Raw genomic sequence first — 23,800 nt, 5'->3', positions numbered from 1 at the left:
GCGAGGGAGGATCAACGTGCATTGCGGTATTAGAGCATTTCCAGGAAAAGTGCGAATCGGCTTTCCGCCAGGAAATGCGTAAAAACAAAGAGATAGAGCGGGTCTGTGGCTCCGTTTAAACCGGAAACGCTCTAGCAGTTGGCTCGCTTACTTCGCCGCGTCGAGACGATCGATCGCGTCGACATTGCCGGCCGACGGGCCGTTCGCGTCGAATTCGGAGGCGAGCCAGGTATCAACGATCGACTTCGCCAGCTCCGGCCCGATGACGCGCGCGCCCATGGTGATGATCTGTGCGTTGTTCGACTTTGCCGCCCGCTCAGCGGAATAGGTGTCGTGGGTCAGCGCGGCGCGGATGCCCGGCACCTTGTTGGCCGAGATGCAGACGCCGATACCGGTGCCGCAGAACAGGATGCCGCGCTCGTTGTCGCCATCGACGATGGTCTGCGCCAGCTTCTGCGACAGGTCGGCGTAGAAACCGGACTGGCTGAGGTCGCTGACTTCGAGGTCGGCCTTGCCCTTGAGATGGGCGGCGATGACGTCGAGCAAGGGCTTGCCGGCGCTGTCTGCTCCGATTGCGATCTTCATGATTGTTCCTTTCCGTCTTGTTGATCTGCGGGGTACGAGGGCTCAGATCGCCTTCGAGACGCGCTGCAGAATGTCGAGATAGCCATTGACGTCCCAGGCGGAGCGGCCGATGAACAGGCCGTCGATGTGCCCCTGGGTGATCAGTTCTTCGCAATTGCCGGGATTGACGCTGCCGCCGTAGAGGACGGGAACGCGCACGCCGAGCGCGCCTTGCGCCACGTCGGCGATCCGCTTATGGCGCTCGTCGGCATAGTCTGATGTTGCCGGAATGCCGTTGACGCCGATGGCCCAGACCGGCTCGTAGGCGAGCAGGATCGTCGCCTTGCGCGCGTCGCCTTCCAGCAGTTCCAGCGCGCCTTCAACCTGCCGCTTCAGGACGGCATCCGCCTCGCCCGCCTCGCGCTCGGCGAGCGTCTCGCCAATGCAGATCAGCGGCACCAGGCCGTGGCGCACCGCCGCTGCCGTCTTCAGGCCCACGGTACGGTCGGTCTCGCCGAAGTGCTCGCGCCGTTCGCTATGGCCAAGCTCGACCACATCGAGGTTGCAGTCCCTCAGCATCACCGGCGAAACCTCGCCGGTCCAGGCGCCGGCGTCGTCCCAATGCATGTTCTGCGCACCGACCTTGACGCCCGTTTGCACGAGCCGTTCCTTGACCTGTCTGACGGCGGTAAAGGGTGGAATGACGAAACGCTGGATGCGCTCGTCGCGCGCTCCGTCCGCTGCGGCCAGCCTCTCGGCAAAGACCATGGCCTCCGCCAGCGTCTTGTTCATCTTCCAGCTTGTGCCCACCCAGAGCTGCGGCTTGTTCATGCTTTCTCCGATGCTTTTCGATTGTCGACCGTCACCAGGGGGATTCCGGCCTCGCGGAGCGTCGCGGCATGCTCATCCGCCACCTCGGCGCCGGTCAGCACCGCATCGAAGGCGTCGAGCCCTGTCAGGAAATGCAGGGCGGAACGCCCGAACTTGTCGTGATCGACCATGAGATATTTGCGCGCCGCCGACTTCACCATCAGCCGCTTGGCCTGCACGACCTCCTGGTCCTGGTGGAAGGCTGCCGTTCCCGCGACTGCGGAGCTGGAGAGGAAGGCGATATCGACGCGCAGCGAGCGCAGCGCCTCTTCGGTGACGATGCCGAAAAAGCCGTTGAACTTCTTGCTGTACTGGCCGCCGAGCGCGATGACGTTGATGCCGGGCGCACCGGACAGACCGGTGATGACGCCGAGGTTGTTGGTGATGACGGTCAGCGGCCTGATGTCCCTGATGCAGCCGGCAATCGCGCCGGCCGTCGAACTGTCGTCGATGAGGATGCTCTGCCCCGGCTCGATCAGGCTCGCCGCATATTCGGCAATGCGGTTCTTCTCGGCGGCGGCAATCTTCTCGCGGTAGCGGAAATCGCTTTCGAACTGCGGGCTCGACTGGATCGAAGCGCCGCCATGCACCTTGCGCAACAGGCCAGCCTGTTCGAGATCGTCGAGGTCGCGATGCACCGTCATCTTGCTGACGCCGAAACGGAGTGACAGATCCTCGACGGACGCCGTGCCGGCCTCCATCAAAACATCCATGATCGCCTGTCGCCTGTCTTCCGGCTTCATCGTCATCCGCCTCGATCCCGATGCCGCGAGAGCGCGACATCACACCTGAGAAGATAACACCTTTATGTTATATTTCAATCTAGCTAATGATACTTTGTGATATTTCAGTGTGATTTTGATGATCGGTTGAACCCGGTATCGATGTAGGGCTCCCAGAACTCCACGGATTCGCGGATCATCTCCACAACGTTGTGGTCGGTCGGTTCCCGCTCGCGGAAGGACAGCTCCAGGCAGATCTCGTTGTCGGTGCCGCCGCCGGCCTTGACCGCATCGATCAGCTTCTCCGGCGTGATGCGGCCATCCCGGTTGTAGGCAGCGGTAAACGGCCAGTGCCCGCCCTTGTTCATCGACGACTGCTTGATGTGGATGATCGGCGAGCGCTCGGGAAATGCGCCCGCCCAGGCATAGGGGTCGATGTCATCGGGGTCGTCGGAGGTGACGTCGCCATGGTCGATATCGACCATCATCTTCATTGGGAGCGGCAACTCCGCCTCGGCGAGCCGCCGGTCGAGCGAGCGGCACTCGGCGATCGTGTGGCCGAACTCGCGCCCGACCGACATCGGTTCCCAGAACACATAGGAAAGACCGGCCGCCTTGCCGTGTTCCGCCACGTCGCGCCAGCAGTCGATGGCGATCTTCATCATCTCCTCGCGCCGGGCCGGGTCGTCATAGTCCCTCAGCGTGAAGATCGCAAACTGCGTGCCCATGCCGGATGCGCCAAGCTCGGCGGAGATATCGGCAAAGGTCTTGAACCAGTCGACATAGTAGCGTCGCACATCCGGGTCGGGGTGGCCGAAGTGGTTGAGCCTGCCATAGGGCCCGGTCATGCCCGAGGTGATCCTGACGCCGGTGCGGCTAAGCGCTGCCCTGAACTGACGGATGGTCTTGGAGATCGTTGCCGCCGGCCAGCCCGGATTGACGAACTCATGCGTCAGCTGCACGTAGCCGATGCGGATCTGCTCCCCGATTGTCTCGATCAGATCATCAGGCTCGGCAAAACGATTGACCAGCGGATTGGTGTTGAGCGACAGCGTGAAAGCCAAGACCGTACTCCTGACTACCAGAGAAATTTCGGGAGGATGAAATCGGGCGTGGCGCCATGCTCGGCAAAGAGTTTTTGCCGCTCCTTGTCGGAGGCATGCTCCAGTATCCCGGTGGTCACCAGCGCCGACTCAAGGCCGGCACTTGCCGCCCCGGCGATATCGTGTTCGATGCTGTCGCCGATTGCGCAGACGCGCGACGGATCGGGATGACCGAGAAAGTCGAGGGCAAAATCGTAGATGTCGGCGAATGGTTTTCCGATCCAGCGCACCGTGCCGCCGAGTTCCTCGTAAAGCTCCGCAATCCGCCCAGCCCCGAAAGCCATTCCGCTCTTGGTCAGCATCACCTTGTCGGGGTTGGTGCAGAGGCACGGCACGCCGCGCCGTGCCGCAGGCGCCAGCAGCGCCTCATAGTGCGACAGCGGCAGGACATCGCCTTCGCTCGCAGCCAGAAGCACGAAGTCCGCATCCGCGCCATCTTCGGTGCGCTCGAGGTCGAGCCCGGTGAGCGGCGACAGATCGCCGTCGCGGCTGACCAGCAGGCACTTTTTCGGAGGCCCGCTTGCCTGCCCGCCTTCCTTTTTCAGGATCTGCCACGCCACTTCGCCCGAGGTCAGGAACCAGTCCCAGCTGCCGGCGACGAAGCCGAGATCGACGAGACGGCGGTCGTTTTCCGCCGAGCGCTTGCCGGAATTCGAGAGAATGATGATGCGCTTGCCCTGATTCTTCAGCCGCACCAGCGTTTCGGCAGCACCAGGATAGGGCCTGCGGCCGTCGCGCAGCACGCCGAACTGGTCGATCAGAAAGGCGTCATAACGATCGGCGATATCGCCGAGGCCTGAGATGACAGTACTCATAACACACCTGCCTGTCTTGCACCGGCAAGCGCCAGCCGCGCCGTGCCGGCTGCGGCCTCTTCCGAACGTACCGTCAGGAACGGCACGCCGAGCTTGCGCGCGCGGATTGCCGACCACGCCGCATTTCTTGCACCGCCACCGACGGTGCGTATGGAACCGAGCTTGGGTCCGCCGAACGATGTCAGCCTGTGATAAGCAAGGCTTTCGATACCGGCGATGCCTTCGAAGATTGCCTTCAGAAACATCGCGTCATCCTCGGGTCGCGGCGTCAGGCGTGGCTCAAGATTCGGATCGGCGATGGGGAAGCGCTCGCCGGGCTTCGTCAGCGGGTAATAGTCGAGCCCGCTATCGACAGCCGGATCGATGCGGGCGGAAAGCTCATCGATGCGCTCTGCGGAAAAATACTCGGCCAGAACAACGCCTCCCGTATTCGATGCGCCGCCCGCCAGCCACATGTCGCCGATCCGGTGGCTGTAGAGGCCATATTCCGGGGCAAACAGCGCCCGGTCGGAAAGCACCTTCACCGTCAACGTCGTGCCGAGTGCGCTGACGCCATCGCCCGGACGATCGGCACCGGTCGCCAGAAACGAGGCACAGCCATCGGTCGTGCCGGCGACTAAAATGACATCCGGCGTCAGGCCGAAGGCTTCGGCTGCGGCCGCCGATATCGTCGCAACCGGCGCACCGGCCGGCAGCACCTCCGGCAGGAGATCGATGCGCGCGCCAGTTCGTGAGATCCACTCCGGCCAGCACCGCGCCACCGGATCGTAGCCGGTCTTCAAGGCATTGTTCTCGTCGGAAACGTCGTAGAGCCCGGTAAAATGCCCGGCGAGCCAATCGGCCTGATGGATGACACGGAAGACATCCGGCACCGATTGGAACAGCAGCACCTTGGCAAGACCGGAGGTTGCCCCGTGGGCGGCACTTTCCTTCGGTGCATGGGCGGCAATTGCGTCCAGCATCGTCCGGTCGGAAACCGGATCGTTGTACATCATCGGCGTGGCAAGCGGCGCACCGTCGGCGGAAACGGGCAGCATCGTGCCCGAGGTTCCGTCGATGCTGATGGCGCGGATCCGTCGACGATCGACCGCCTCGAGCACCTCGCCAAGCGCCGCCCGCACCGCCTTCCACCAGCCGACCGGATCGCGGTGGTCATCGGAAAAAGCGGCGAGCTTGGCCGCACCAGAGGCGACGATCGTGCCGTCAGGCACCATCGCCACGGAGCGCGCGCCCGACGTGCCGATATCGATGCCGACAACAAGGGCGTTCTGATCTCCACTCATTGCAGCGCCTGCCCTGCCCGGTTGAGCTTCTGGCGATATTTCTCCGCGTCCCAGCCGAGCAGTTCGGCGTTCTCGGCATCGCTCAGATAGCGAAGACGCCCATTTGCGGGAATGCGGGCCGTCACGTCGGCAAGGCAGCGCGCCATGGCGAGCGCGCCTGCGGAAATGGTCTTCTCGACCAGTACCCCCTTGCCGGGAAACAGCAGAAGCGGCGGCAGGGTTTCGCCACGTTCATTCCTGGCGGTCTCGATCGAAACGGCGGTTTCGCCCGGCGCGGCGATGACGGACCCCTTGCCGAGGAAGATGACATGGTCGGGATAGAGGCTGCCGCCGGCAGCAATCCGGCAGCTTTCGAGGTCGGTTGCGACCGCATGCAGTCGTGCGTCGTCGGGCAGGCAATAGCCACTGTCGACCGCAAGGCGGGACAGTGCCGCGAGATCGGCTGATGGCGCCGCCCGTCGCTGCGTCGTCAACCGGCGGGAGACCTCGGTCAGAAGGATTGCCGCATCGGCGACGGTCTCGGCGGCAACTGCAAGGCCGTGATTGCCGAGGATCAGCACCGACGTCTTCTCCTGCAGCCGCTCGGCGATCGCCTTGGCAAGCGGCAGCCCCGGCCGCGCATAGGGTACGAAGACATGCGGGATACCCGTCAGGCGTTCGGCAGCGATGGCCGCACCGATCGTCTGCACGGCGGTCGCGATGGTTTCGACGCAATGGACATGGATCACCACCTTCTGCGGCATCAGCGCATGTACCGTCGTCTCGATCGACGGCCTGAGGCCGGAAGGGTTCATTTCGGAGATGACGAAGTCCTGGGCTTTCTCGGCCGCGGGATCCATGCGATCCAACGCTTCGAGCAATGGGTCGAGCGCCACCGGCACCATGACGTCGCGCTGGCGCGCATGGGCAAGCCAGAGGCCGGAGGCCTTGATCCAGAGCGTGCCGACCTCCTTGATCGACGTGTTTCCGCCCGCCCCCTGCACCAGCAGCGGGTCGGCGCCGACCCGCGCCGAGATATCAAGCAAGGCCTCCAATTCCAGACTGCGCATTCCCACTCTCCTTCAGGCCGCCACTTGCTGGCGTTCCAGCCAGCCGGCGAAAGCCAGCCTCTCGGCCTGTGTCATGTGCAGGCCGTGTTTCGTCCGCCGTTCCAGTAGGTCTTCAGCCGTCGACGCCCATTCGTTGTCGATCAGGAAGCGCGCCTCGCGCTCGCGAAACAGCGGGCTGAAGACAGCGCCGAGGTCTTCGAGCGATTTGGCATTGCCGATCAGATCGTGCGTGCGCGTGCCGTAGAGCCGCGCGTAATGCTTGGCGAGGTCGGCCGTCAGCCAGCGATAGCGCGCCTTGAGATCCCCAAGAAACTGCTCGAAATCGGCATTGGCCATGTCGCCACCCGGCAAATGCGCCTTGGCGGTCCAGGCCGCACCCATCTCAGGGAAGAACGGTTTCAGCCGCTCGAGCGCATGTTCCGACAGCTTGCGGAAGGTGGTGATCTTGCCGCCGAAGACGGAGAGAAGCGGCGCCTGGCCGTTGGCCGCATCGACCTCGAAGATATAGTCGCGCGTCACCGCCGACGGGTTTTCGGCATTGTCGTCATAGAGCGGACGCACGCCGGAGAAGGAGTGGACGATATCGTCTTCGGTCAGTTGCTGCTTGAAGTAGCGGTTCACCGATTTCAAGAGATAGGCGATCTCGTTGCCATCGGCGGATACGTCCTCGGGCCGCCCCTCATAGGGGATATCCGTCGTGCCGATCAGCGCCAGGTCGTTCTGGTAGGGGTTGATGAAGATCACCCGCTTGTCCGGGTTCTGCACCAGATAGGCCTGCCGCCCCTCCCAGAATTTCGGCACGACGATATGGCTGCCCTTGACCAGTCGCACACTGCGGCTGGAATTGAGCCCGGCGATCCGGCCGATGACATCGTTGACCCATGGCCCCGCTGTATTGACCACGCAGCGCGCCTTGACCTCGGATTTCACGCCGGTGCGCAGATCCGTCATCTCCACCTGCCAGAGGCCGTCGACGCGACGAATGGCGCTGCAGGCGGTTCGGGTCAAGACGCGCGCGCCCTTCTTCTGCGCATCGAGTGCATTGAGCACAACGAGCCGGGCGTCATCGACCCAACAGTCGGAATATTCGAAGGCCTTGCGATAGTCCCGCTTGATCGGCGCACCCTCAGGCGCAGTGCTGAGATCAAGGCTGCGGGTGCCTGGCAGACGCTTGCGGCCGCCGAGGTGGTCGTAGAGGAACAGTCCGAGCCGCACGAGCCAGGCGGGCCTGTCGGCCGGATTGTGCGGCAGCACGAACCGCATCGGCCAGATGATGTGCGGCGCGGATGAGAGCAGCACCTCGCGCTCGATCAACGCCTCGCGCACCAGCCGGAACTCGTAATATTCGAGATAGCGCAGCCCGCCATGCACCAGCTTGCCCGAGCGCGAGCTTGTGCCTTGCGCCAGATCGTCCTTCTCGCACAAGAGGACCGAGAGCCCTCGCCCGGCCGCATCGCGCGCGATCCCCGCACCGTTGACGCCGCCGCCGACGACAAAAAGATCATATATTCCGGTCTCGGAACCCACGTTCTTGCCTCCCGTCATCAGCACGGATTGACCGGCGGCAGGCCGGCGATGTAGCGGCGCACCTCTTCGGCAGCCATCTCGGCGGCGTAGGTGACGGTGCGAACAGAAGCGCCGGCGATATGCGGCGTCAGTGTCACGTTCGGAAGCTGGAGCAGTGGCCAGTCCTCCGGCACCGGTTCGACAGAGAAGGTCTCGAGCATGGCCGCCGACAGGTGGCCGCTCACAAGGTTCTCATAGAGCGCGTGGTAGTCGCAGAGCGGCCCGCGCGCCGTGTTGACGAAGATTGCACCGGGTTTCATGTTCGCGAAGGTCTCGGCATTCATCATGTTCCGGGTTTCCTCGGTGACGCGCGGGTGCAGCGTCACAAGGTCGGAGCGCGACAGGAGGTCGTCGAGCGCCACATGCTCGACGCCGGCGTTGAGATCGTCGGCGCTCAGCTGCACATAGGGGTCATGCACCAGAACCTTTGTGCCGAAGGCCCGCAGCAGCCGCACCACCTTGGTGCCGATGTTGCCGTAGCCGATGACGCCGACGGTCATTTCCGAAAGCTCACGGCCGGTGCGGTCGGCGCGGTAGAGGTCGCCGCGCCACTCGCCCTTGCGTAGCGCCTCGTGGCCGGTGCGGATCAACCGCGTCTCGGCGAGGATGGCGCCGAGCGTGAACTCGGCAACGGCGCTGGCATTGCGGCCGGGCGTATTGACGACGCTGATACCGGCGTCGCGTGCCGCCGACATGTCGATATTGACGGGCCCGCCACGCGAGACGGCAACGAGCTTCAGCCCGGGAAGCGACGTCAGCATGCCGCGCGAGAGCGGCGCAAGCTGCGTCACCAGGATTTCCGCGTCGCCGATGAATTCGACGATATCGTCCGCCTTCCCCAGATATTCCTTGAGACCGTCCATGCCTTCGACGGCGTAACCATGCTCCATCGGCACATCCGGCCAGGGCAGCTCGAGGGTGCGGATCTCATGGCCGTCGCCGCTTGCTTCGACGATCTTGTCGCGAAACACGTCCGGCAGCATGAACCGGTCGCCGATGATGGCTATCTTTTTCATTTCAGTTCTTCCTGTTGTGATCCCGAGGCAGCATCCTGGGAAAGTGCGTGCCACACGGGTCGAAGCGCGATGCGCGACTGCTGGTAGGAGGGGAAGAGGCCGTCGTAACGGCGCGCAAGCGCCGCGTCGGCGGGCTCGGCAGCGCGCTGATGCGGCGACACCCAGTCACGCACGCATTCTGCCATCGAGGGGTAGATACCGAGGGAGACGGCCGCGATCATGGCTGCTCCTGCCGCCCCCGCCTCCTCGCGCTCGCTGGTCTGGACACTGGCCCCGAGCGCACCACCAAGAATGCGCCGAAGCGAGGCGCTACGTGCGGCACCGCCGGTCAGCCGGATGCGGCCCGGAAGCGGCCCCATCTCGGCGTAGCAATCGCGCGCGGCCATGGCGAGCCCGTCGAACACCGCCTTCACCATGTCGCCGAAGCCGTGGGTGATCGAAAGCCCGACGAAGGAAGCGCGCGCCGAAGCGTCGACGAAGGGGCCGCGCTCGCCCGCATCCGAAATATAGGGCTGGAACAGGAGCGACGTATCCTTGGCCTCCGCCAACCAGCCGTCGACATGGGACAGAAGCTCGCCCTTGGTCTTTTCGACGCCCATGCCTTTCAAGAGGCCGCCGGCGACCGACAGGATCCAGTCGATGTTGAGCGTTGCCGCCATGTTCGACTGCATCTGCGCATAGGTGTCCGTGATCGGCATGCACATGGTGTAGCCGGTGAGATCACGGTTGAGCCGCACGTCGTCGGCGCTCGTGGCAAGGCGCATGTGCATGCCGGTCGAGCCGATGATCGAGCAGCCGGTGTCGGTGCCTGGATCGTAGAGCCCGGCGCCAAGTGCCGTGCAGACGACATCGACATAGCCGAGCACCACCGGTGTGCCCGTGGGAAGACCGGTGGCGCCGGCTGCCTCCGACGAAAGCAGGTGGTGCGACGTTGCCCCGTCGACGATCTCTGGCAGGAAATGCTTGAGCTTCTGAAGGCCGAGAAAACGGATGACGTCGTCGTTGTAGCTGCGGGTGCGGAAGTTGCCGAAGGTGAAGTTGGCTTCGGAGGGATCCGTGGCACGCATTTGCGTCAGCTTGAAGTAGAGCCAGTCCTTGCAGTGAAACGTGGTTGCAACACCGGACAGCATTTCCGGCGCGTTGTCGCTCATCCAGCGCAGCTGCGCGCCTTGCTGGCACGCGGCAAGCCCGGAGCCGGTGCTGGCGAAACGCTCGACATCGCCGCTGTCGCCACGTAGGCGCTCCACCGTGTCGCCAGCACGCGCGTCGAGCCAGAGCCAGCCTTTACCGATGGGATCGCCCGCTCTGTCGATCATCCAGGTGCCGTCGCCCTGCCCGGTCACCGCGATCGCCGCAACACGGCCAGCGAGGTTCTCGACCCTGGCCGAAAGCTCGGTCAAGGTGGTGACCGTGTCGGTCCAGGTGCGATTGAGGTCCTGCACGCTGCCGGTCCTGCCGACCGCCTCGTACGTGTTCGGCACCGATGCCATGGCAAGCTGCCGCCCACCAAGGTCGAAGGCCACCGACTTGATGACCGACGTTCCCGCATCGATGCCGATGAGGATGTCGCGCATCAGGCAAGCTCCACGCCGTGGCTGATCGCCTTGCCGCTGTCACCGTCGAACACATGCAGGCTCGACGGATCGAGGTGGATGCCGATCGGCTGGCCGACGGCAAGTTCGGTGCGGTCATGCTCGACCAGCACCATGGTGCCGCCGGCAAAGTCTGCCGCGATATGCGTCTGGTCACCGAGCCATTGGTTGACCGCCACACGTCCGGAAACTCCGTCGGCGCTGCGGCGCACCGCATATGGCCGGATCCCGAGCACCACCTTCTGCCGCTTCATCAGCGCGTCGCGCACGGCATGGGAGAAATCCGACGCCGGATATTCCAGCCGCACGCCGTCCCTGAGGCCGAAGGCGACCTTGGCGTCCGAACCGGTGACACTCGCCTCGAACACGTTCATCGGCGGCTCACCGACGAAGGTGCCGGTGAAGAGGTTCGCCGGACGCTCCTTGATCTTCTGCGGCGTATCGAACTGCTGCAGCACGCCGCCTTCCATCACCGCGATGCGATCGGCAAGGGCATTGGCTTCTGTCTGGTCGTGGGTGACGAGGATCGCCGTCAGTCCGCGTTCCTTGATGTAGTGCTTGATGCGGCCGCGCAGCACGGCGCGCAGCTGCGGCTCGAGCTGGCCCATCGGCTCGTCGAGCAGGTGCAGGTTGGCATCACGGATCAGCGCCCGCCCCAGCGAGGCGCGCTGCTGCTGGCCGCCGGAGATCGAGCTCGGATAACGCCCGAGAATATCCTCGATCTCGAGCAGCTTGGCGATACCAGCCACCTTCTCGTCGACGACGCTCTGCGACAGCTTGGACGCCTTGAGCGCAAAGGCGATGTTCTCGCGCACCGTCAGCGGCGGATAGAGCGAATAGCCCTCAAACGCCATGGCGACGTTGCGGCGCACCGGCGCAAACGTCTGGACTTCGCGTCCGCCAAGCGAGATCGTGCCGCGCGACACCGCCTCGAAACCGGCGATCATGCGCAGCGTCGAGGTCTTGCCGCAGCCGGACGAGCCAAGCAGCGCGATGATCTCGCCCTTCCGGACGTCCATGTTGAGCTTCTTGACGGCGTGGACGCCGTAATCGACCGGACCATAGAACTTATCGACGTCCCTGATCAAAAGAGCGGTGTCGTTCATGCCGCTTCTCCATTGCGCTTGGATGCGATGTCGGCGCGCGGCAGAAGCCGGCCGCTCGCCTTGTCGAAGAGGAAGGCGTGGGCACCGTTGACGGCGATATGGGCCGGTCCTGCCACCGGTCCAGGCGTTCCGGCCGGACGCGACACGAGGATTTCACGGCCGCGCGCGGTCATCGCCAGCGTCACGGTCTTCTCGTTGAGCGGCGTTTCCGCCTCCACCGTCACCGGGATGGCGCCCGGCGCCGATGCTTGGACAAAGACGATGCTTTCCGGGCGCAGACCGAGAACACAAGGTTTGCCCGAGACATCGCCGTCATAATCGGCAAGCCGCACCCGGACGTTGGAGAGTTCGACGAAGACACCGTCACCGCTCTTCTGCGGCGCCACGTCCAAAAGATTGATCGTCGGATCGCCGAAGAGCCGCGCGATCTCGATGTCGGCGGGTGCGTTGTAGATTTCCTGCGGCGTACCGATCTGGCGGATGCGCCCCTGCGACATCACCGCGATCCGGTCGCCGAGCGCCATCGCTTCCTTGTAGTCCTGGGTCACGTAGACGACGGTAGCACCTTCTGCTGCCAAAAGGCGCGGCAGTTCCAGCCGCATCTCGAAGCGGAGTTTCGCGTCGACATTGCGCAACGGGTCGTCGAGCAAAAGCAGCGGCGGCGAGCCGACCAGCGCGCGGGCCAATGCCGTGCGCTGCTTCTGGCCGTTGGAAAGCGCCTTCGGGTGATGGCTCAGTACATGGTCGATCTTCAGGAGCTTGGCGACCTTTTGCACGCCCGCGGTGATCGCATCCTTCGACGACCGCGTCGCCGTCAGCGGGCTGGCGATATTGTCGAAGGCGCTCATGTGGGGAAAGAGCGCGAAGTTCTGGAAGGCCATGCCGACACCGCGGTGTTCGGCATCGACATCGGTCATGTCCTCGCCGCCGATCAGCACCCTGCCCTCGTCGGGCTCGATGACGCCGGCGACAAGGCGCAGCAGCACCGTCTTGCCGGCGCCGGACGGGCCGAAGAGCACCAGGCGTTCGCCATTGGCGACATCGAGCGACAGGTCGTCGAGAACCGTCTGGCTCTTGTAGCGCTTGACGATGTTTTTTAGGTGAAGCGTCGTCATGTCTTACCCTTTCACCGCGCCAAGCGACAAACCTTCGACGAGGTAACGCTGGGCGTAGAGTGCGAGCGCGAGCGTCGGCGTGACCGAGAGAACGATGGCCGAGGCTATCTGCCCGTATTGGATGCCTGAGGATGTGACGAAGGCAAGTGCGCCCACGGTCACCGGCTGCTTGTCGGCGGAGGCCAGCACCAGCGCGAAGACGAAATTGTTCCAGGCGAAGATGAAGGCGAGCAGGCCGGCGGCAGCGATACCGGGACCGGCGAGCGGCAGGGCGATCTTGCGGAAGGTCGCAAACCAGGAATGGCCGGCGATGCGGTAGGCATATTCGACGTCGGCCGAGATATCCTCGAAGTAACCACGCACGATCCACAGGATCAGTGGCAGGCAGATCAGCTGGTAGACCCAGATCAGGCCGAAATAGGTGTTGGAAAGGCCGAGCCACTGGAAATATTGGGTCAGCGGCAGCAGCACCAGCAGCGGTGGCGCGAAGCGGAACGACAGCAGCGTGAACGCGATGTCTTCCGAACCCCTGAACTTGTGCCGGGCAAAGGCGTAGGCCGCGGGAACGCCGAGCACCAGCGCCACCGCAACGGAAGCGACCGACAGGAAGATCGAGTTGCCGAGGTTGCGCATGAAGGCGATGTCGAGCGTACCGGCGGCCGTCTGCAACTTGCCGGTGATCAGCGCCGCATAGTTGGATAGTGTCGGCGAGAACACGATCGATGGCGGAATGGTCAGGATCGTCTCGTTCGTCTGGAACGACATCAGGAAGATCCAGAAGATCGGGAACATGAAGAAGACAACGACGAGCGTCAGGGCGACAGCGCGCAGGACCCGTTCGATGGGAGACGTGGTTTCCATGTGAACCTCCTTACGCTTCGCCGCGGGCGCGTTCGCGCAGGCGCAGCCAGTTCTTGATGAAGACGTTGGAGAGCGTGTAGGTGATCGCCCACAGGATGATCAAAAGCGCTGCCGAACGGCCGACATTGGTCGACTGGAAGAAGTTGAGATAGGCCTCGACCTGAAAGACGGTCAGCGTGTTGCCGGGGCCGCCTTGCGTCATCGCATAGATGATGTCGAACTGCTGGATACTGTCGAGCAACCGGAACAGCGTCGCCGTCAGGATATAGGGCGTCAGCATCGGCAGGGTGATGCGGAAAAAGACGAAGCTTCGCGGCACGCCGTCAAGCGCCGCCGCCTCGAAAGGCTGGGTCGGCAGCGACCGAAGGCCGGCCAGAAGCAGGATCATGATGAAGGGCGTATAGACCCAGATATCGACGAGGATGACGGTCAGGAGTGCCGTGTCGGGCGAAGAGGCCCAGCGGAAGTCATGCAGGCCGATCAGGCTTGCGAGGTAGCTGAGGATGCCGAAACTCGGATTGGTCATCAGCTTCCACATCAAAGCGGCGAGCGCCGGCGCAATCATCAGCGGCAACAGCAGCATGATCGAGATGAAGTTGTTGATCGTTGAGCGGCGCTGCAGCAACAATGCGATGCCGAGACCGAGCAGCAGTTCCAGCGTCACGGTGATCCCGGCATAGAGCAGCGACACCTTCAGCGTGTTCCAGAAGGCCGGATCGGTGACGAAGTTCAGGTAGTTTTCGCCCCAGTTGAACTGACGCGCCCAGGGCTGGCTCAACCTATAACGCTGGAACGAATAGATAACCGCCGTGAAGAAGGGGATGAGAATGCCGATGCACACGAGCAGCGCCGGCAGGCTCAGCACATAGGGAAGCATCTTCCTGCTGATCCTGAAACCTGACGCCGGTTTGCGGAGTGTTGCTGTTGAAGCCATGTGGAGCTCCGTTCTCTAAAGTCTTGAAGAAAGCACGCGGCACGCGAGGTCGAGCCCCGCGCCAGTCCACCGGCATCTCAGGTTGGTTTGGGCGGCCTTAAGCCGATCTCGCGGGATGCCCGGCGCCGAATGCGCCGGGCATCGCTTGGGAGGCGTATCAGCCGAGACCAGCTTCCTTCAGCTGGCGATCGATGCTTTCGACGAGCTGGTCGAGACCTTCATCGACCGGTACCTGCTTGGCGACCATCTTCTGCAGCGTCGCCGCCCATTCGGTGGTGACGTCGAAGAACAGCGGCTGCGGCGTGAACTTGATCGAGGCGCCGGCGGCCGAAGCGTCGAACATTTCGACATAGCCCGGATACTTGCCGTTCAGCTTCTCGCGGAACATCTCGTCCTTCCAGATCGACTGGCGAACGGGATCGACGAAGTCCATCTTGGTGGCGCCGAACAGCGCGTGCTCCGGACCCGACGCCCACTGCAGGAAGTACCAGGTGGCGTCCTTGTCCTTGGAGAAATTGGACATGGCGAGCGACCAGATCCAGATGTTTGGCGTCGAGGCCGTGGCTTCCGGGTTGGCGGCAAAGGCGGCGTAGCCGAGCTTGCCGGCCATCTTGTTGTCGCCGCCGTTCATGAAGTAACCAAGGCAATCGGCGTCGAAGATCATCGCCGATGCGCCGGCACCGAGATCGGCGCCGACCTGATACCAGGTATAGGTCGACCAGTCCTTCGGGCCGCTTTCCTGGATCATCTGCACGAACTTGGTGTGATAGGCCTTGGACTCGGCCGTATTCATCGCTGCCGACAGCTTACCGTCGGCTGAAACGTTCAAGTCCTTCTGGTTGAAGTTGGCGTAACCGGACAGGAAGCCCGGATGGATCGTCGCCCAGGAGCGCGAACCTCTGACGCCGATGCCGTAGATGCCGCCGATGTCCTTCTGCAGCTTGGCCGCGACCGCGATCATGTCGTCGAGGTTCTTCGGCAGCTCGACGCCGGCCTTGTCGAACATCTCGCGGTTATAGGTGATGTTGTTCTGTTCGAACGCCCACGGAATGCACCATTGCTTGGCGTCTTCCGAACCGAGCGCCCCGCCCGGCTGACCGTTCCAGGCGCAGGAGTTCTTCACGCCGGCGAGGAAATCGTCCCAGTTGTAGTTCGGGTTGGTCTTGGTCGGATCCTTGATCCATTCGTTGAGGTCGGCGATCCAGCCGGCCGGACCATAGGTCCAGGTCATGTAGGCGCCGGTCATGAAGGCGTCGTATTCGGACGAGCCCGACGAAAGCGCTGCCGTCACCTTGTCGAAATAGACGTCCTCCGGGAACACGTCATAGGTGACTTCGATACCGGTCAGATCCTTGAAGGCCTGAAGGTTGGCAATCATCGCGTCAGCATAGGGATGCTTGTTCAGAAGCAGCTTCAACGACTTTCCGGAATGCGCCTTCCAGTCGAAATCGGCGGCCAGCGCCTGGGTCGACATCATGTTGAAGAGCGTGCCGGCCGAACCGGCCGCAATCCCGGCAGCGCCGAGACCCTTGAGCATGCCGCGACGATCTACCTCTCCGCGCAGAAACGCGCTGATGAGGTCTTTCTCCTTCTCGTACATAAGTCTTCTCCTCCGTTGCGGGTATGATTGCATCATGCGATCACCGGCTACCCGACCGGTATTCCTCCCCCGAGGCGTTAGAGCGACACCTCCTCGCCCTCGCCTCTCGACTTTGTCAGGCACTCCTCATTTTCCGTCGGCGGCCAGCGCCCGAGCGGTCTTTTCGTCGGTGATGAGGCCGCTCAGCAGGCCGCTGCCAAGCACGGCACGAATGGCAGGCGTCTTGATCTTGCCGCCGGCGACGGCCACCGTGCGCCGATCCTTCAGGTCGTCGCGGCTGAGCGTGAAGGTGCGGTTCGACAGCGTCGTCTCGATCGGGCGACCATCCTCGTCGAAGAAGTGGCCAAGCAACTCGCCCTTGCCCCCGCCCCTCTGAATTTCCTCGATCTCGCTCATCTCGATCATTCCGGTCGAAACCAGCGACGCCTCGCGCTCTGCCGTGCCGATGCCAACCAACAAGAGGTCGGCGGTCTTGGCGAGATCGAACACTTCGCGCACGCCGCGCTGGCTGAAGAGCACGTCGCGATCCTCGACGGTGTTGGCGAAGAACGGCACGGGCATGACATAGGCTTCCGCGCCGGTACGCTCGGCCAGCCGGTGGATCACGTCATGCGGGTTTGCCGAGAACTTGCGGGTGAGACCGCCGAGCAGCGAGACGAAACGGGTGTTATTGCTGGTGGTGCGCGGCAGATACTCGACACAAGCAGCAAGCGTGCGGCCATGACCGACGCCGACGAGCGCAGTTTCGCCGCGTTCGATCTCGCGCTTCAGGAACTGCGCGCCAGAAATGCCGAGCGCCTTCAGCGGCAGATCGTCGGCATCGAAGTCGGGAACGACCTCGCAGTAGTCAAGTCCGTAGCGCGCGGAAAGCTTCTGCTCCAGCTCGACGCATTCCGACACTTCGCCATCGATATAGACCTTCACCAGGCCTTCCTGGTTGGCCTTCATGATCAGGCGGTGGGCTTTCAGTGACGTCAGCCCCAGCCGCTTGGCAACCTCGGCCTGGGTCAGACCGCCGGCATAATGCAGCCACGCGGCGCGCGTCGCCATGCTGGTTTCGTCGTCGCGAAGGTTTGCACCACCGATGATCGCCATCGTCTCCACCCAGGTTCGTTATGTTGCAACGCATGATACCTTTTGCATTGCATGATATTTTTATCTCGTTGCTGAAAGAAATTTCATGCCGTGAAAAAAATGTCAAGCAAGTACGTGCGCGGTGCGTTCATGGTTTGTGGATCGCGGCGAATGACGAGGAGAAAGGACTGGCCGACGAGCGTGCAATGGGCCGAGAATCGATGGCGATGGGACTGCTGCCGCTGGCGGGCATAGGGAGGGCCGAGGGCGCATCGAGACGCCTCATCCCTGTGCCTGTCATAGGGATCCAGCCAACCCAAGGCCTTGGGCTGGAAGGTCTTCTGACCTGACAGACGTCAGGTCGCTGGATTCCGGCACAAGGCCGGAATGAGGGAGAATGGGATGCGCCGCACCTCCAACACAGCCATTCTCAGCCGACGCTTCACACTTTGGCAGTTCTCTGGGAACGCCAAGGGTGCAAAAACCTCCTCATCCCTGTGCCTGTCACAGGGATCCAGCCAGCCCAAGGCCTTGGGCTGGAAGGTCTTTTGACCCGACAGACGTCAGGTCGCTGGATTCCGGCACAGGGCCGGAATGAGGGGCGACGGGGATACGCCGCCCGTCAAGCAAGGGCGCGCTCTTAGAATTTCGCCAACACGCCCCCCGAAAGACTGGTGTGGCGCTGAACCCTACTGGCCGAGATTGCGCAGGTAGAGGGAAAGAAGCTGCGTCTGAGAGGAGATGCCGAGCTTACGGTAGACGTTGCGGCGGTGGACCTTGACCGTGCCGGTCGAGATCCCAAGCTTCAGGCCGATCGATTCCGACGAATGACCCTGCAGCACGAGTTCGATGATCGAGGCTTCGCGCTCGGTCAGATTCAGGTGCTGCCAGACGCCGTCCGCGGGAGGGTGCGCCGACTTTCTCCGGCTGCGGCCGGTCTTTGCCAGCGCCGTGTCGAACCGGCGCCCGAGGTCGGCCCAGTGGTGGCGCACAAGGGCGGAGACCAGCGGCTCGACCTTCTTCAGCAACGCGAATTCCGCCGTGCTGAACGGGCCTGTCGCCTCGCGCCGCATCAGCGAAAGCACGACGGTGATCTGCTCGCTGATCGGCACGAAGAAGCCGACCTCCTCCGCCAGTCCCGTCTGCACGTAATAGGTCCGATAGTATTCGCTGGAGAAGAACCGGTCCGGCGCCCGCTCCCGCATGCGCCAGACACCCGGCTTGCCCTCGCAGGCCGCGTGGTAGAACGGATCAAGCAGATAGGGCCCGGCCTGGTAGAGGCTGACGAATAGAACATGGTCCTTGGCATTGAAGGTACTGTAGAGGTCGATCGGCCGTTCCTTGCCGCGATAGGCGAAAACCACGACATAATCGAAGGTCATCAGCGTCGACATCAATTGCCGATAGGCCGCACCCACAGCCTCGTCGTCCATGGTCGCACCGTCGACCATGGGCGCCAAGACCTGAAATAATCCCTCGAGATCGATGCCCAAACCGCTCTCCCGCCGATCCGGCCCTGTTCCGGGGTATACTCCTCCCACAAGCCAATTCGCGTTGAAATACCTCTCTCGGGGTATATACCGGCACCGGGCGCTTTGACTAGGCTGCCTGTCAATGACGGTGGAGCGCGGGGGCATCAGAGCCTTGGCGGTATCCGACAACAACCGCAGGGAACAGACGTGACATCCGCTTCGACGAACGACATCGAATTCCGTTCGGTCGCCAAACGCTATGGCAGCGTGACCGCCGTTTCGGACATCAACTTCGCGGTGCCCCGGGGCGCCTTCATGGCGCTGCTCGGACCTTCCGGCTGCGGCAAGACCACCTGCCTGCGCATGATCGGCGGCTTCGAGCAGCCGAGCGAAGGCACCGTCTATATCAACGGCGAGGCGATGAACGGCGTTGCCGCCTATCGGCGCCCGGTCAACATGGTGTTCCAGCACTATGCGCTGTTCCCGCATCTCGACGTCGAGCAGAACGTCTCCTATGGCCTCAGGCAGATGCGGCCGCGCATCGCCAGTGCCGAGATTTCGCGCCGCGCCCAGGAGGCGCTGGAGATGGTCCGGCTCGGCGGCTTCGGCAAGCGCCGGATCCACGAAATGTCCGGCGGCCAGCAGCAGCGCGTCGCGCTCGCCCGCGCCATCGTCAACAAGCCGAGGGTGCTCCTGCTCGACGAGCCGCTGGCGGCACTCGACAAGAAGCTGCGTACCGCCATGCAGATCGAGCTGCAGACCCTGCAGCGCGAACTCGGCATCACCTTCGTGCTCGTCACCCACGACCAGGAGGAAGCGCTGTCGATGAGCGACTTCGTCTGCGTCATGAATGCCGGCCGCATCGTCCAGGTCGGGCCGCCGCAGGAAATCTACGATCGCCCTGCAAGCCTGTTCGTCGCCGATTTCGTCGGCAAGACCAACCGGATCGCTGCCACCGTCGACAATGGCGGCGCCTCCATCCTGTTTGCCAACGGCACGCGGTTTGCCGCCCCGGCCACCACGACACCGAGCGCCGGTGCTGCCATGGTCGCGTTGCGCCCCGAGGCGATCAGCCTGAAACGCAATGGTGCTGCCGCCACTGCCGCCCTCACCGGCACCGTCACGCACCGCATCTTCCTGGGATCATCGGTCGAATACTCCATCGATGTCGATGGCCTCGGCGATTTCCTCGTCACCGCCGACCGCCGGGCGCTCGGCGACAGCGATCTCGTCGAGCCCGGCGACAAGGTCGGCCTCGCCTTCGATCCGAATGCGCTTCACGTCTTTCCGGCCTGAAATGTGTTTCCGGCCCGACCCGGCCGCCCCCTGAGCCTTGCATGAACGTCAACGATAAAGGGAACAGCGTCATGACCAAATGGTACAGAGAAAATGCCCCGATCACCGCCGAGCAATTGGCCGACGAGCTGATGCGCCTGAAGCGCGGCTCGGTCACCCGCCGCCACTTCCTCGGCGTCACCGGCCTTGGCCTTGCAACGGCGGTTCTGGCGCGCCAGCCGGGCCTCTTCAATTCGACGGCCTTTGCCGGCGATCTCGGCACGCAGATGTCGATCGCCACCTGGCCTAATTATCATGATCCTGCCACCTTCGAGGCGTTCCAGACGGCAACCGGCGTTGCCGTCGAGGTCAACGTCTTCGGCTCGAACGAGGAAATGCTCGCCAAGCTCCAGGCCGGCGGCACCGGCTGGGACCTGTTCGTGCCCACCAACTACACCATCTCCACCTATGTGAAGCTCGGCCTGATCGACGAACTCGATCTCTCCAAGCTGCCGAACTACGACGCCTCGACCGAGACCGCGCGCTTCACCAACGAGGGTGTCGTCGACGGCAAGACCTATGCCGTGCCGAAGAACTGGGGCACCACGGGCATCGCGCTCAACTCCAGCAAGATCAAGACACCGGTGACCAGCTGGAAGGACTTCTTCGAGATCGCCATGACCGAGGCCGACGGCCGCGCCATGGTCCACGACTACCAGCTGACCACCATCGGCAATGCGCTCGTCTCGCTCGGCTATTCCTTCAATTCGACCAAGCCGGAAGGGCTCGCCAAGGCCGAGGAACTGCTGATCAAGGTCAAGCCGCACCTCTACGCCATCAACAGCGACTACCAGCCGTCGATGCGCGCCACCGACGCCTGGATGACGATGTGCTGGACCAATGACGGCGCGCAGCTCAACCGCGACATGCCGGAAATCCAGTTCGTGCTCGGCAAGGACGGCGGCGAAATCTGGTCGGACTTCTACGCCATCCCGAAGAGTGCGGCCAACAAGGCGGCCGGTTATGCGCTGCTCAACTACCTGATGGCACCGGAAAACGCCGTCAAGGAACATATCGCCAATGGCGCGCCGACCACCGACAGCCGCGTGATGAAGCTGCTGCCGGCCGACGTCACCGGCAACAAGATCGTCTATCCCGACGAGGCCTCGCTGACGCCGCTCGAATTCGGCGCCGCGGTAACCTTGACCGATCCGGGCCGCGCCGAGCTGATGGCGCGGTTCAAGTCAGCCTGATTGAAACTTTGACGTGACCGCCCCTCATCCTCGCGGTGAGGGGCCGAAATGCCAATGAAACTTGACGGATCAACTCACATGCCCGCGGCAACGAACACGAAGAGAAACCTGGTGACGGCAGCGCTGGTGGCGCCGGCGGCGGCATGGCTGATGATCTTTCTGGTCCTGCCGTTCATCGCCATGCTGGTCTTCGCCTTCGGCGAGCGCGCGCCCGAAGGCGGCTATCAGGCGGCGTTCACCTTCGCCCAGTTCGCCAGGCTCCCGACCCGGGCGGCCGCCTTCTGGAACACGATGGTGCTGGCGCCGGTCGGTGCGCTGCTCTGCCTGCTGGTCGCCTACCCCGTCGCCTATTATCTCGCCGTCAAGGCGGACCCGCGGTACCGCCTTATCCTCGTGTCGCTGGTGGTCGTACCCTTCTGGACGAGCCTGCTCGTTCGCACCTATGCCTGGATGTATATCCTCGGCTCGCGCGGCATTCCGAACCTGCTGTCGATGATCGGCCTTGAGGATGTGCGCCTGCTCAATACGCCGGGCGCCGTGCTGCTCGGCATCGTCTATGGCTACCTGCCGCTGATGATCATGCCGATCTATGTCAGCCTCGAAAAGCTCGATCGCCGGCTGCTCGAAGCCTCCGCCGATCTCGGCGCGAGACCCGTCTCGACCTTCTTCGGCGTCACCCTGCCGCTGTCACTGCCGGGCGTGATGACGGGCGTGGCGCTCGTCACCATCCTGCTGCTCGGCGAATACCTGATCCCGCAGCTTCTCGGTGGCGGCAAGGTGTTCTTCATCGGCAACGCGCTGGTCGATCTCTTCCTGCAATCTCGAAACTGGCCTTTCGGCTCGGCGATCGCCGTGACGCTGGTGGCCGTGGTCGTGGTCATCCTGATGGTGGCGATGCGCATCGCCTTCAGGGTCGCCGGCACAAGACAGGTGGATCTCGTCTGATGCGCGCCTTCATCTCCTCGGTCTATATCTTCCTCTACGCGCCGATCGCGCTGGTCGTCCTGTTTTCGTTCAATGCCAGCCGCAGCGCCAGCGAGTTCACCGGCTTTTCGACCGCATGGTACGGCAAGGCGCTCGGCAATACCTTCCTGGTCTCGGCGCTGCAGAACAGCCTGATGATCGCCTTTACCAGCGCCACCCTTGCCGCCATCTTCGGCACCATGGCCGCACTCGGCATGGAGCGGCTGGCGCCGCGCAACCGGGCGATCTTCGACGCGCTCTTTGCCGCGGCCATCGTCGTGCCCGGCGTCGTCATCGGCATCGCCACGCTTGTGGCGCTCGTCGCCGTCTTTTCCTTCGTCAATCCGGCGCTATCCGCCATCTGGCCGGGCGACCAGCCGCCACAGCTCGGGCTCGGCTATGGCTCGATCATCGCCGCGCACGGGCTGTTCTCGATGGCGCTCGTTACCATGATCGTGAAAGCTCGCATCGCCAGCCTCGGGCGCGATATCGTCGAGGCATCGAGCGATCTCTATGCGACGCCGCTCACCACCTTCCGCCTGATCGTGCTACCGCAGATCCTGCCGTCGATCCTGGCGGGTTTCCTGCTCGCCTTCACCTTCTCCTTCGACGATTTCATCATCGCCTTCTTCGTCGCCGGTTCGAAGACGACGCTGCCGATCTACGTCTTCGCTTCGATCCGCCGCGGCGTGACGCCGGAAATCAACGCGATCGCGACGCTGGTGCTCGTCGCCTCGCTGCTCCTGATCCTGACCGCCCGCATCCTGATGCGGGACAAAAAACCGAAATCCGGGGAGTGAACAGATGATCCTGAAAGACCGGGTCGCGATCGTGACCGGAGCGGGCTCCGGGATCGGTCAGGCGGGCGCTGCCATCATGGCGCGCGAGGGTGCGCATGTCGTCGTCGTCGACCGCAGCCCCGAGGCCGGCAGCCTGACCGTCGACACCATCCGCGCCATGGGCGGCAAGGCCGAGGCCGTCACCCTCGACGTTACCGACGATGCAGCGCTTGCCGACGGCATCGCCGATATCCTCTATCGCCACGGCCGCATCGATATCCTGCACAATCACGCCGGCGCGCAGGTTGCCGGCGATCTTGAAGAGGTCGAAGTCTCCGGCTTCGACCGCTCGTGGAACCTCAATGTGCGTGCGCATTTCATGGCCGCCCGCCTGGTCATGCCGTCGATGAAGGCCGCCGGCCGCGGCGTCATCGTCAACACCTCGTCATCGTCGGGCGTGCTCTACGACCGCGAGATGATCGCCTACACCACCACCAAGCATGCGGTTATCGCCATGACCAAGCAGATGGCCGGCGACTACGCCCGCCACGGCATCCGCGTCAACGCGCTCTGCCCCGGTTGGGTCGATACGCCCTTCAACGACCCCTTCATCGCCCAGATGGGCGGTCGCGGCGCGATCGAGGCCTACATCCGCGAAAAGGTACCGCTCGGCCGCTGGGCAAGCGTCGACGAAATCGCCGAGTCGATCCTGTTCCTGGTGTCCGACCGATCGTCCTACATGACCGGCCAAATCCTGGTGGTCGATGGCGGCGAGACGGTGGTGTGAC

At 63.4% G+C, this 23,800-nt stretch carries 23 protein-coding genes; 6 read left to right on the top strand and 17 right to left on the bottom strand.

Features of this window, described 5'->3' with window-relative positions; genetic code table 11:
* Positions 1–147 precede the first annotated feature (147 nt).
* From ASD03_RS28080 to ASD03_RS28005, 16 genes are all read right to left on the bottom strand, one after another.
* Positions 148–585 (bottom strand): RpiB/LacA/LacB family sugar-phosphate isomerase, encoded by a 438-nt coding sequence (locus ASD03_RS28080; RefSeq protein WP_025427777.1) that lies wholly within the window; start codon positions 583–585, stop codon positions 148–150.
* 42 nt (positions 586–627) lie between these two features.
* Positions 628–1,395: a triose-phosphate isomerase gene (locus ASD03_RS28075; RefSeq protein WP_025427778.1), complete on the bottom strand. Its 768-nt coding sequence runs from the start codon at positions 1,393–1,395 to the stop codon at positions 628–630.
* Positions 1,392–2,177 carry a DeoR/GlpR family DNA-binding transcription regulator gene (locus ASD03_RS28070; RefSeq protein ID WP_025427779.1) on the bottom strand — a complete coding sequence of 262 codons (786 nt, stop codon included), beginning with the start codon at positions 2,175–2,177 and terminating at the stop codon, positions 1,392–1,394. The genes ASD03_RS28075 and ASD03_RS28070 overlap by 4 nt, the downstream gene beginning before the upstream one ends.
* A 104-nt stretch (positions 2,178–2,281) precedes the next feature.
* Positions 2,282–3,220 carry a TIM barrel protein gene (locus ASD03_RS28065; protein ID WP_025427780.1) on the bottom strand — a complete coding sequence of 313 codons (939 nt, stop codon included), beginning with the start codon at positions 3,218–3,220 and terminating at the stop codon, positions 2,282–2,284.
* Positions 3,221–3,234: 14 nt separating this feature from the next.
* Positions 3,235–4,074, bottom strand: a complete 840-nt coding sequence (locus ASD03_RS28060; protein WP_025427781.1) for a TIGR01459 family HAD-type hydrolase — start codon at positions 4,072–4,074, stop codon at positions 3,235–3,237.
* Positions 4,071–5,357, bottom strand: coding sequence for an FGGY-family carbohydrate kinase (locus ASD03_RS28055; protein WP_025427782.1), 1,287 nt, complete (start codon positions 5,355–5,357; stop codon positions 4,071–4,073). Before ASD03_RS28055 ends, ASD03_RS28060 begins: the two co-directional genes overlap by 4 nt.
* On the bottom strand, positions 5,354–6,406 hold the full coding sequence (locus ASD03_RS28050; protein ID WP_025427783.1) for a class II aldolase/adducin family protein: 1,053 nt from the start codon (positions 6,404–6,406) through the stop codon (positions 5,354–5,356). Before ASD03_RS28050 ends, ASD03_RS28055 begins: the two co-directional genes overlap by 4 nt.
* A gap of 12 nt (positions 6,407–6,418) precedes the next feature.
* A complete protein-coding gene (locus ASD03_RS28045; protein ID WP_038576262.1) occupies positions 6,419–7,951 on the bottom strand; it encodes a glycerol-3-phosphate dehydrogenase in 1,533 nt (510 codons plus the stop codon).
* The gene (locus ASD03_RS28040) at positions 7,951–8,988 is read right to left on the bottom strand and encodes a 2-hydroxyacid dehydrogenase (RefSeq protein ID WP_025427785.1); all 1,038 of its coding nucleotides are present in this window, start codon (positions 8,986–8,988) and stop codon (positions 7,951–7,953) included. The genes ASD03_RS28045 and ASD03_RS28040 overlap by 1 nt, the downstream gene beginning before the upstream one ends.
* Positions 8,985–10,562 (bottom strand): FGGY-family carbohydrate kinase, encoded by a 1,578-nt coding sequence (locus tag ASD03_RS28035; protein WP_025427786.1) that lies wholly within the window; start codon positions 10,560–10,562, stop codon positions 8,985–8,987. Before ASD03_RS28035 ends, ASD03_RS28040 begins: the two co-directional genes overlap by 4 nt.
* Positions 10,562–11,686: an ABC transporter ATP-binding protein gene (locus ASD03_RS28030; RefSeq protein ID WP_057211106.1), complete on the bottom strand. Its 1,125-nt coding sequence runs from the start codon at positions 11,684–11,686 to the stop codon at positions 10,562–10,564. Before ASD03_RS28030 ends, ASD03_RS28035 begins: the two co-directional genes overlap by 1 nt.
* Complete coding sequence (locus ASD03_RS28025; protein WP_057211104.1) at positions 11,683–12,801, bottom strand: ABC transporter ATP-binding protein; 1,119 nt, start codon at positions 12,799–12,801, stop codon at positions 11,683–11,685. The genes ASD03_RS28030 and ASD03_RS28025 overlap by 4 nt, the downstream gene beginning before the upstream one ends.
* Before the next feature lie 3 nt (positions 12,802–12,804).
* A complete protein-coding gene (locus tag ASD03_RS28020; protein WP_025427789.1) occupies positions 12,805–13,662 on the bottom strand; it encodes a carbohydrate ABC transporter permease in 858 nt (285 codons plus the stop codon).
* A 10-nt stretch (positions 13,663–13,672) separates the two neighbouring features.
* On the bottom strand, positions 13,673–14,596 hold the full coding sequence (locus tag ASD03_RS28015) for a sugar ABC transporter permease (protein ID WP_025427790.1): 924 nt from the start codon (positions 14,594–14,596) through the stop codon (positions 13,673–13,675).
* A gap of 157 nt (positions 14,597–14,753) precedes the next feature.
* The gene (locus ASD03_RS28010; protein ID WP_025427791.1) at positions 14,754–16,196 is read right to left on the bottom strand and encodes an extracellular solute-binding protein; all 1,443 of its coding nucleotides are present in this window, start codon (positions 16,194–16,196) and stop codon (positions 14,754–14,756) included.
* Between the two features lie 126 nt (positions 16,197–16,322).
* A complete protein-coding gene (locus ASD03_RS28005; protein WP_025427792.1) occupies positions 16,323–17,291 on the bottom strand; it encodes a sugar-binding transcriptional regulator in 969 nt (322 codons plus the stop codon).
* 32 nt (positions 17,292–17,323) lie between these two features.
* Between ASD03_RS28005 and ASD03_RS28000 the strand changes: the two genes are divergently transcribed.
* Positions 17,324–17,620, top strand: a complete 297-nt coding sequence (locus tag ASD03_RS28000) for a hypothetical protein (protein WP_057211102.1) — start codon at positions 17,324–17,326, stop codon at positions 17,618–17,620.
* A 339-nt stretch (positions 17,621–17,959) separates the two neighbouring features.
* On the opposite strand, the gene ASD03_RS27995 is transcribed toward ASD03_RS28000, so the two are convergent.
* The gene (locus tag ASD03_RS27995; RefSeq protein WP_025427794.1) at positions 17,960–18,763 is read right to left on the bottom strand and encodes a LuxR C-terminal-related transcriptional regulator; all 804 of its coding nucleotides are present in this window, start codon (positions 18,761–18,763) and stop codon (positions 17,960–17,962) included.
* A 186-nt stretch (positions 18,764–18,949) separates the two neighbouring features.
* Here ASD03_RS27995 and ASD03_RS27990 point away from each other — a divergent pair, with 186 nt between their 5' ends.
* From ASD03_RS27990 to ASD03_RS27970, 5 genes are all read left to right on the top strand, one after another.
* Positions 18,950–20,038: an ABC transporter ATP-binding protein gene (locus ASD03_RS27990; protein ID WP_025427795.1), complete on the top strand. Its 1,089-nt coding sequence runs from the start codon at positions 18,950–18,952 to the stop codon at positions 20,036–20,038.
* Positions 20,039–20,109: 71 nt separating this feature from the next.
* The gene (locus ASD03_RS27985) at positions 20,110–21,270 is read left to right on the top strand and encodes a spermidine/putrescine ABC transporter substrate-binding protein (protein ID WP_057211169.1); all 1,161 of its coding nucleotides are present in this window, start codon (positions 20,110–20,112) and stop codon (positions 21,268–21,270) included.
* Between the two features lie 78 nt (positions 21,271–21,348).
* Positions 21,349–22,215: an ABC transporter permease gene (locus tag ASD03_RS27980; RefSeq protein ID WP_025427797.1), complete on the top strand. Its 867-nt coding sequence runs from the start codon at positions 21,349–21,351 to the stop codon at positions 22,213–22,215.
* Positions 22,215–23,033 carry an ABC transporter permease gene (locus ASD03_RS27975; protein ID WP_057217679.1) on the top strand — a complete coding sequence of 273 codons (819 nt, stop codon included), beginning with the start codon at positions 22,215–22,217 and terminating at the stop codon, positions 23,031–23,033. Before ASD03_RS27980 ends, ASD03_RS27975 begins: the two co-directional genes overlap by 1 nt.
* 4 nt (positions 23,034–23,037) lie before the next feature.
* Complete coding sequence (locus tag ASD03_RS27970; protein WP_025427799.1) at positions 23,038–23,799, top strand: SDR family oxidoreductase; 762 nt, start codon at positions 23,038–23,040, stop codon at positions 23,797–23,799.
* The last annotated feature ends 1 nt before the right edge of the window (position 23,800 follow it).

Source organism: Ensifer sp. Root127 (assembly GCF_001425225.1).
Lineage (GTDB): Bacteria > Pseudomonadota > Alphaproteobacteria > Rhizobiales > Rhizobiaceae > Ensifer > Ensifer canadensis.
This window is presented reverse-complemented; position numbering and strand designations above follow the sequence as displayed.

Excerpts from the sequence above, each read along its gene's own strand:
- ASD03_RS28000 (WP_057211102.1), top strand. The coding sequence starts at position 17,324 with ATGATACCTTTTGCATTGCATGATATTTTTATCTCGTTGCTGAAAGAA.
- ASD03_RS28055 (WP_025427782.1), bottom strand. The coding sequence starts at position 5,357 with ATGAGTGGAGATCAGAACGCCCTTGTTGTCGGCATCGATATCGGCACG.
- ASD03_RS28020 (WP_025427789.1), bottom strand. The coding sequence starts at position 13,662 with ATGGAAACCACGTCTCCCATCGAACGGGTCCTGCGCGCTGTCGCCCTG.
- ASD03_RS28015 (WP_025427790.1), bottom strand. The coding sequence starts at position 14,596 with ATGGCTTCAACAGCAACACTCCGCAAACCGGCGTCAGGTTTCAGGATC.
- ASD03_RS27985 (WP_057211169.1), top strand. The coding sequence starts at position 20,110 with ATGACCAAATGGTACAGAGAAAATGCCCCGATCACCGCCGAGCAATTG.
- ASD03_RS28005 (WP_025427792.1), bottom strand. The coding sequence starts at position 17,291 with ATGGCGATCATCGGTGGTGCAAACCTTCGCGACGACGAAACCAGCATG.
- ASD03_RS28040 (WP_025427785.1), bottom strand. The coding sequence starts at position 8,988 with ATGAAAAAGATAGCCATCATCGGCGACCGGTTCATGCTGCCGGACGTG.
- ASD03_RS28050 (WP_025427783.1), bottom strand. The coding sequence starts at position 6,406 with ATGCGCAGTCTGGAATTGGAGGCCTTGCTTGATATCTCGGCGCGGGTC.
- ASD03_RS27970 (WP_025427799.1), top strand. The coding sequence starts at position 23,038 with ATGATCCTGAAAGACCGGGTCGCGATCGTGACCGGAGCGGGCTCCGGG.
- ASD03_RS28010 (WP_025427791.1), bottom strand. The coding sequence starts at position 16,196 with ATGTACGAGAAGGAGAAAGACCTCATCAGCGCGTTTCTGCGCGGAGAG.
- ASD03_RS28075 (WP_025427778.1), bottom strand. The coding sequence starts at position 1,395 with ATGAACAAGCCGCAGCTCTGGGTGGGCACAAGCTGGAAGATGAACAAG.
- ASD03_RS28035 (WP_025427786.1), bottom strand. The coding sequence starts at position 10,562 with ATGCGCGACATCCTCATCGGCATCGATGCGGGAACGTCGGTCATCAAG.
- ASD03_RS28025 (WP_057211104.1), bottom strand. The coding sequence starts at position 12,801 with ATGACGACGCTTCACCTAAAAAACATCGTCAAGCGCTACAAGAGCCAG.
- ASD03_RS28030 (WP_057211106.1), bottom strand. The coding sequence starts at position 11,686 with ATGAACGACACCGCTCTTTTGATCAGGGACGTCGATAAGTTCTATGGT.
- ASD03_RS27975 (WP_057217679.1), top strand. The coding sequence starts at position 22,215 with ATGCGCGCCTTCATCTCCTCGGTCTATATCTTCCTCTACGCGCCGATC.
- ASD03_RS27980 (WP_025427797.1), top strand. The coding sequence starts at position 21,349 with ATGCCCGCGGCAACGAACACGAAGAGAAACCTGGTGACGGCAGCGCTG.
- ASD03_RS28045 (WP_038576262.1), bottom strand. The coding sequence starts at position 7,951 with ATGACGGGAGGCAAGAACGTGGGTTCCGAGACCGGAATATATGATCTT.
- ASD03_RS28060 (WP_025427781.1), bottom strand. The coding sequence starts at position 4,074 with ATGAGTACTGTCATCTCAGGCCTCGGCGATATCGCCGATCGTTATGAC.
- ASD03_RS28070 (WP_025427779.1), bottom strand. The coding sequence starts at position 2,177 with ATGAAGCCGGAAGACAGGCGACAGGCGATCATGGATGTTTTGATGGAG.
- ASD03_RS28080 (WP_025427777.1), bottom strand. The coding sequence starts at position 585 with ATGAAGATCGCAATCGGAGCAGACAGCGCCGGCAAGCCCTTGCTCGAC.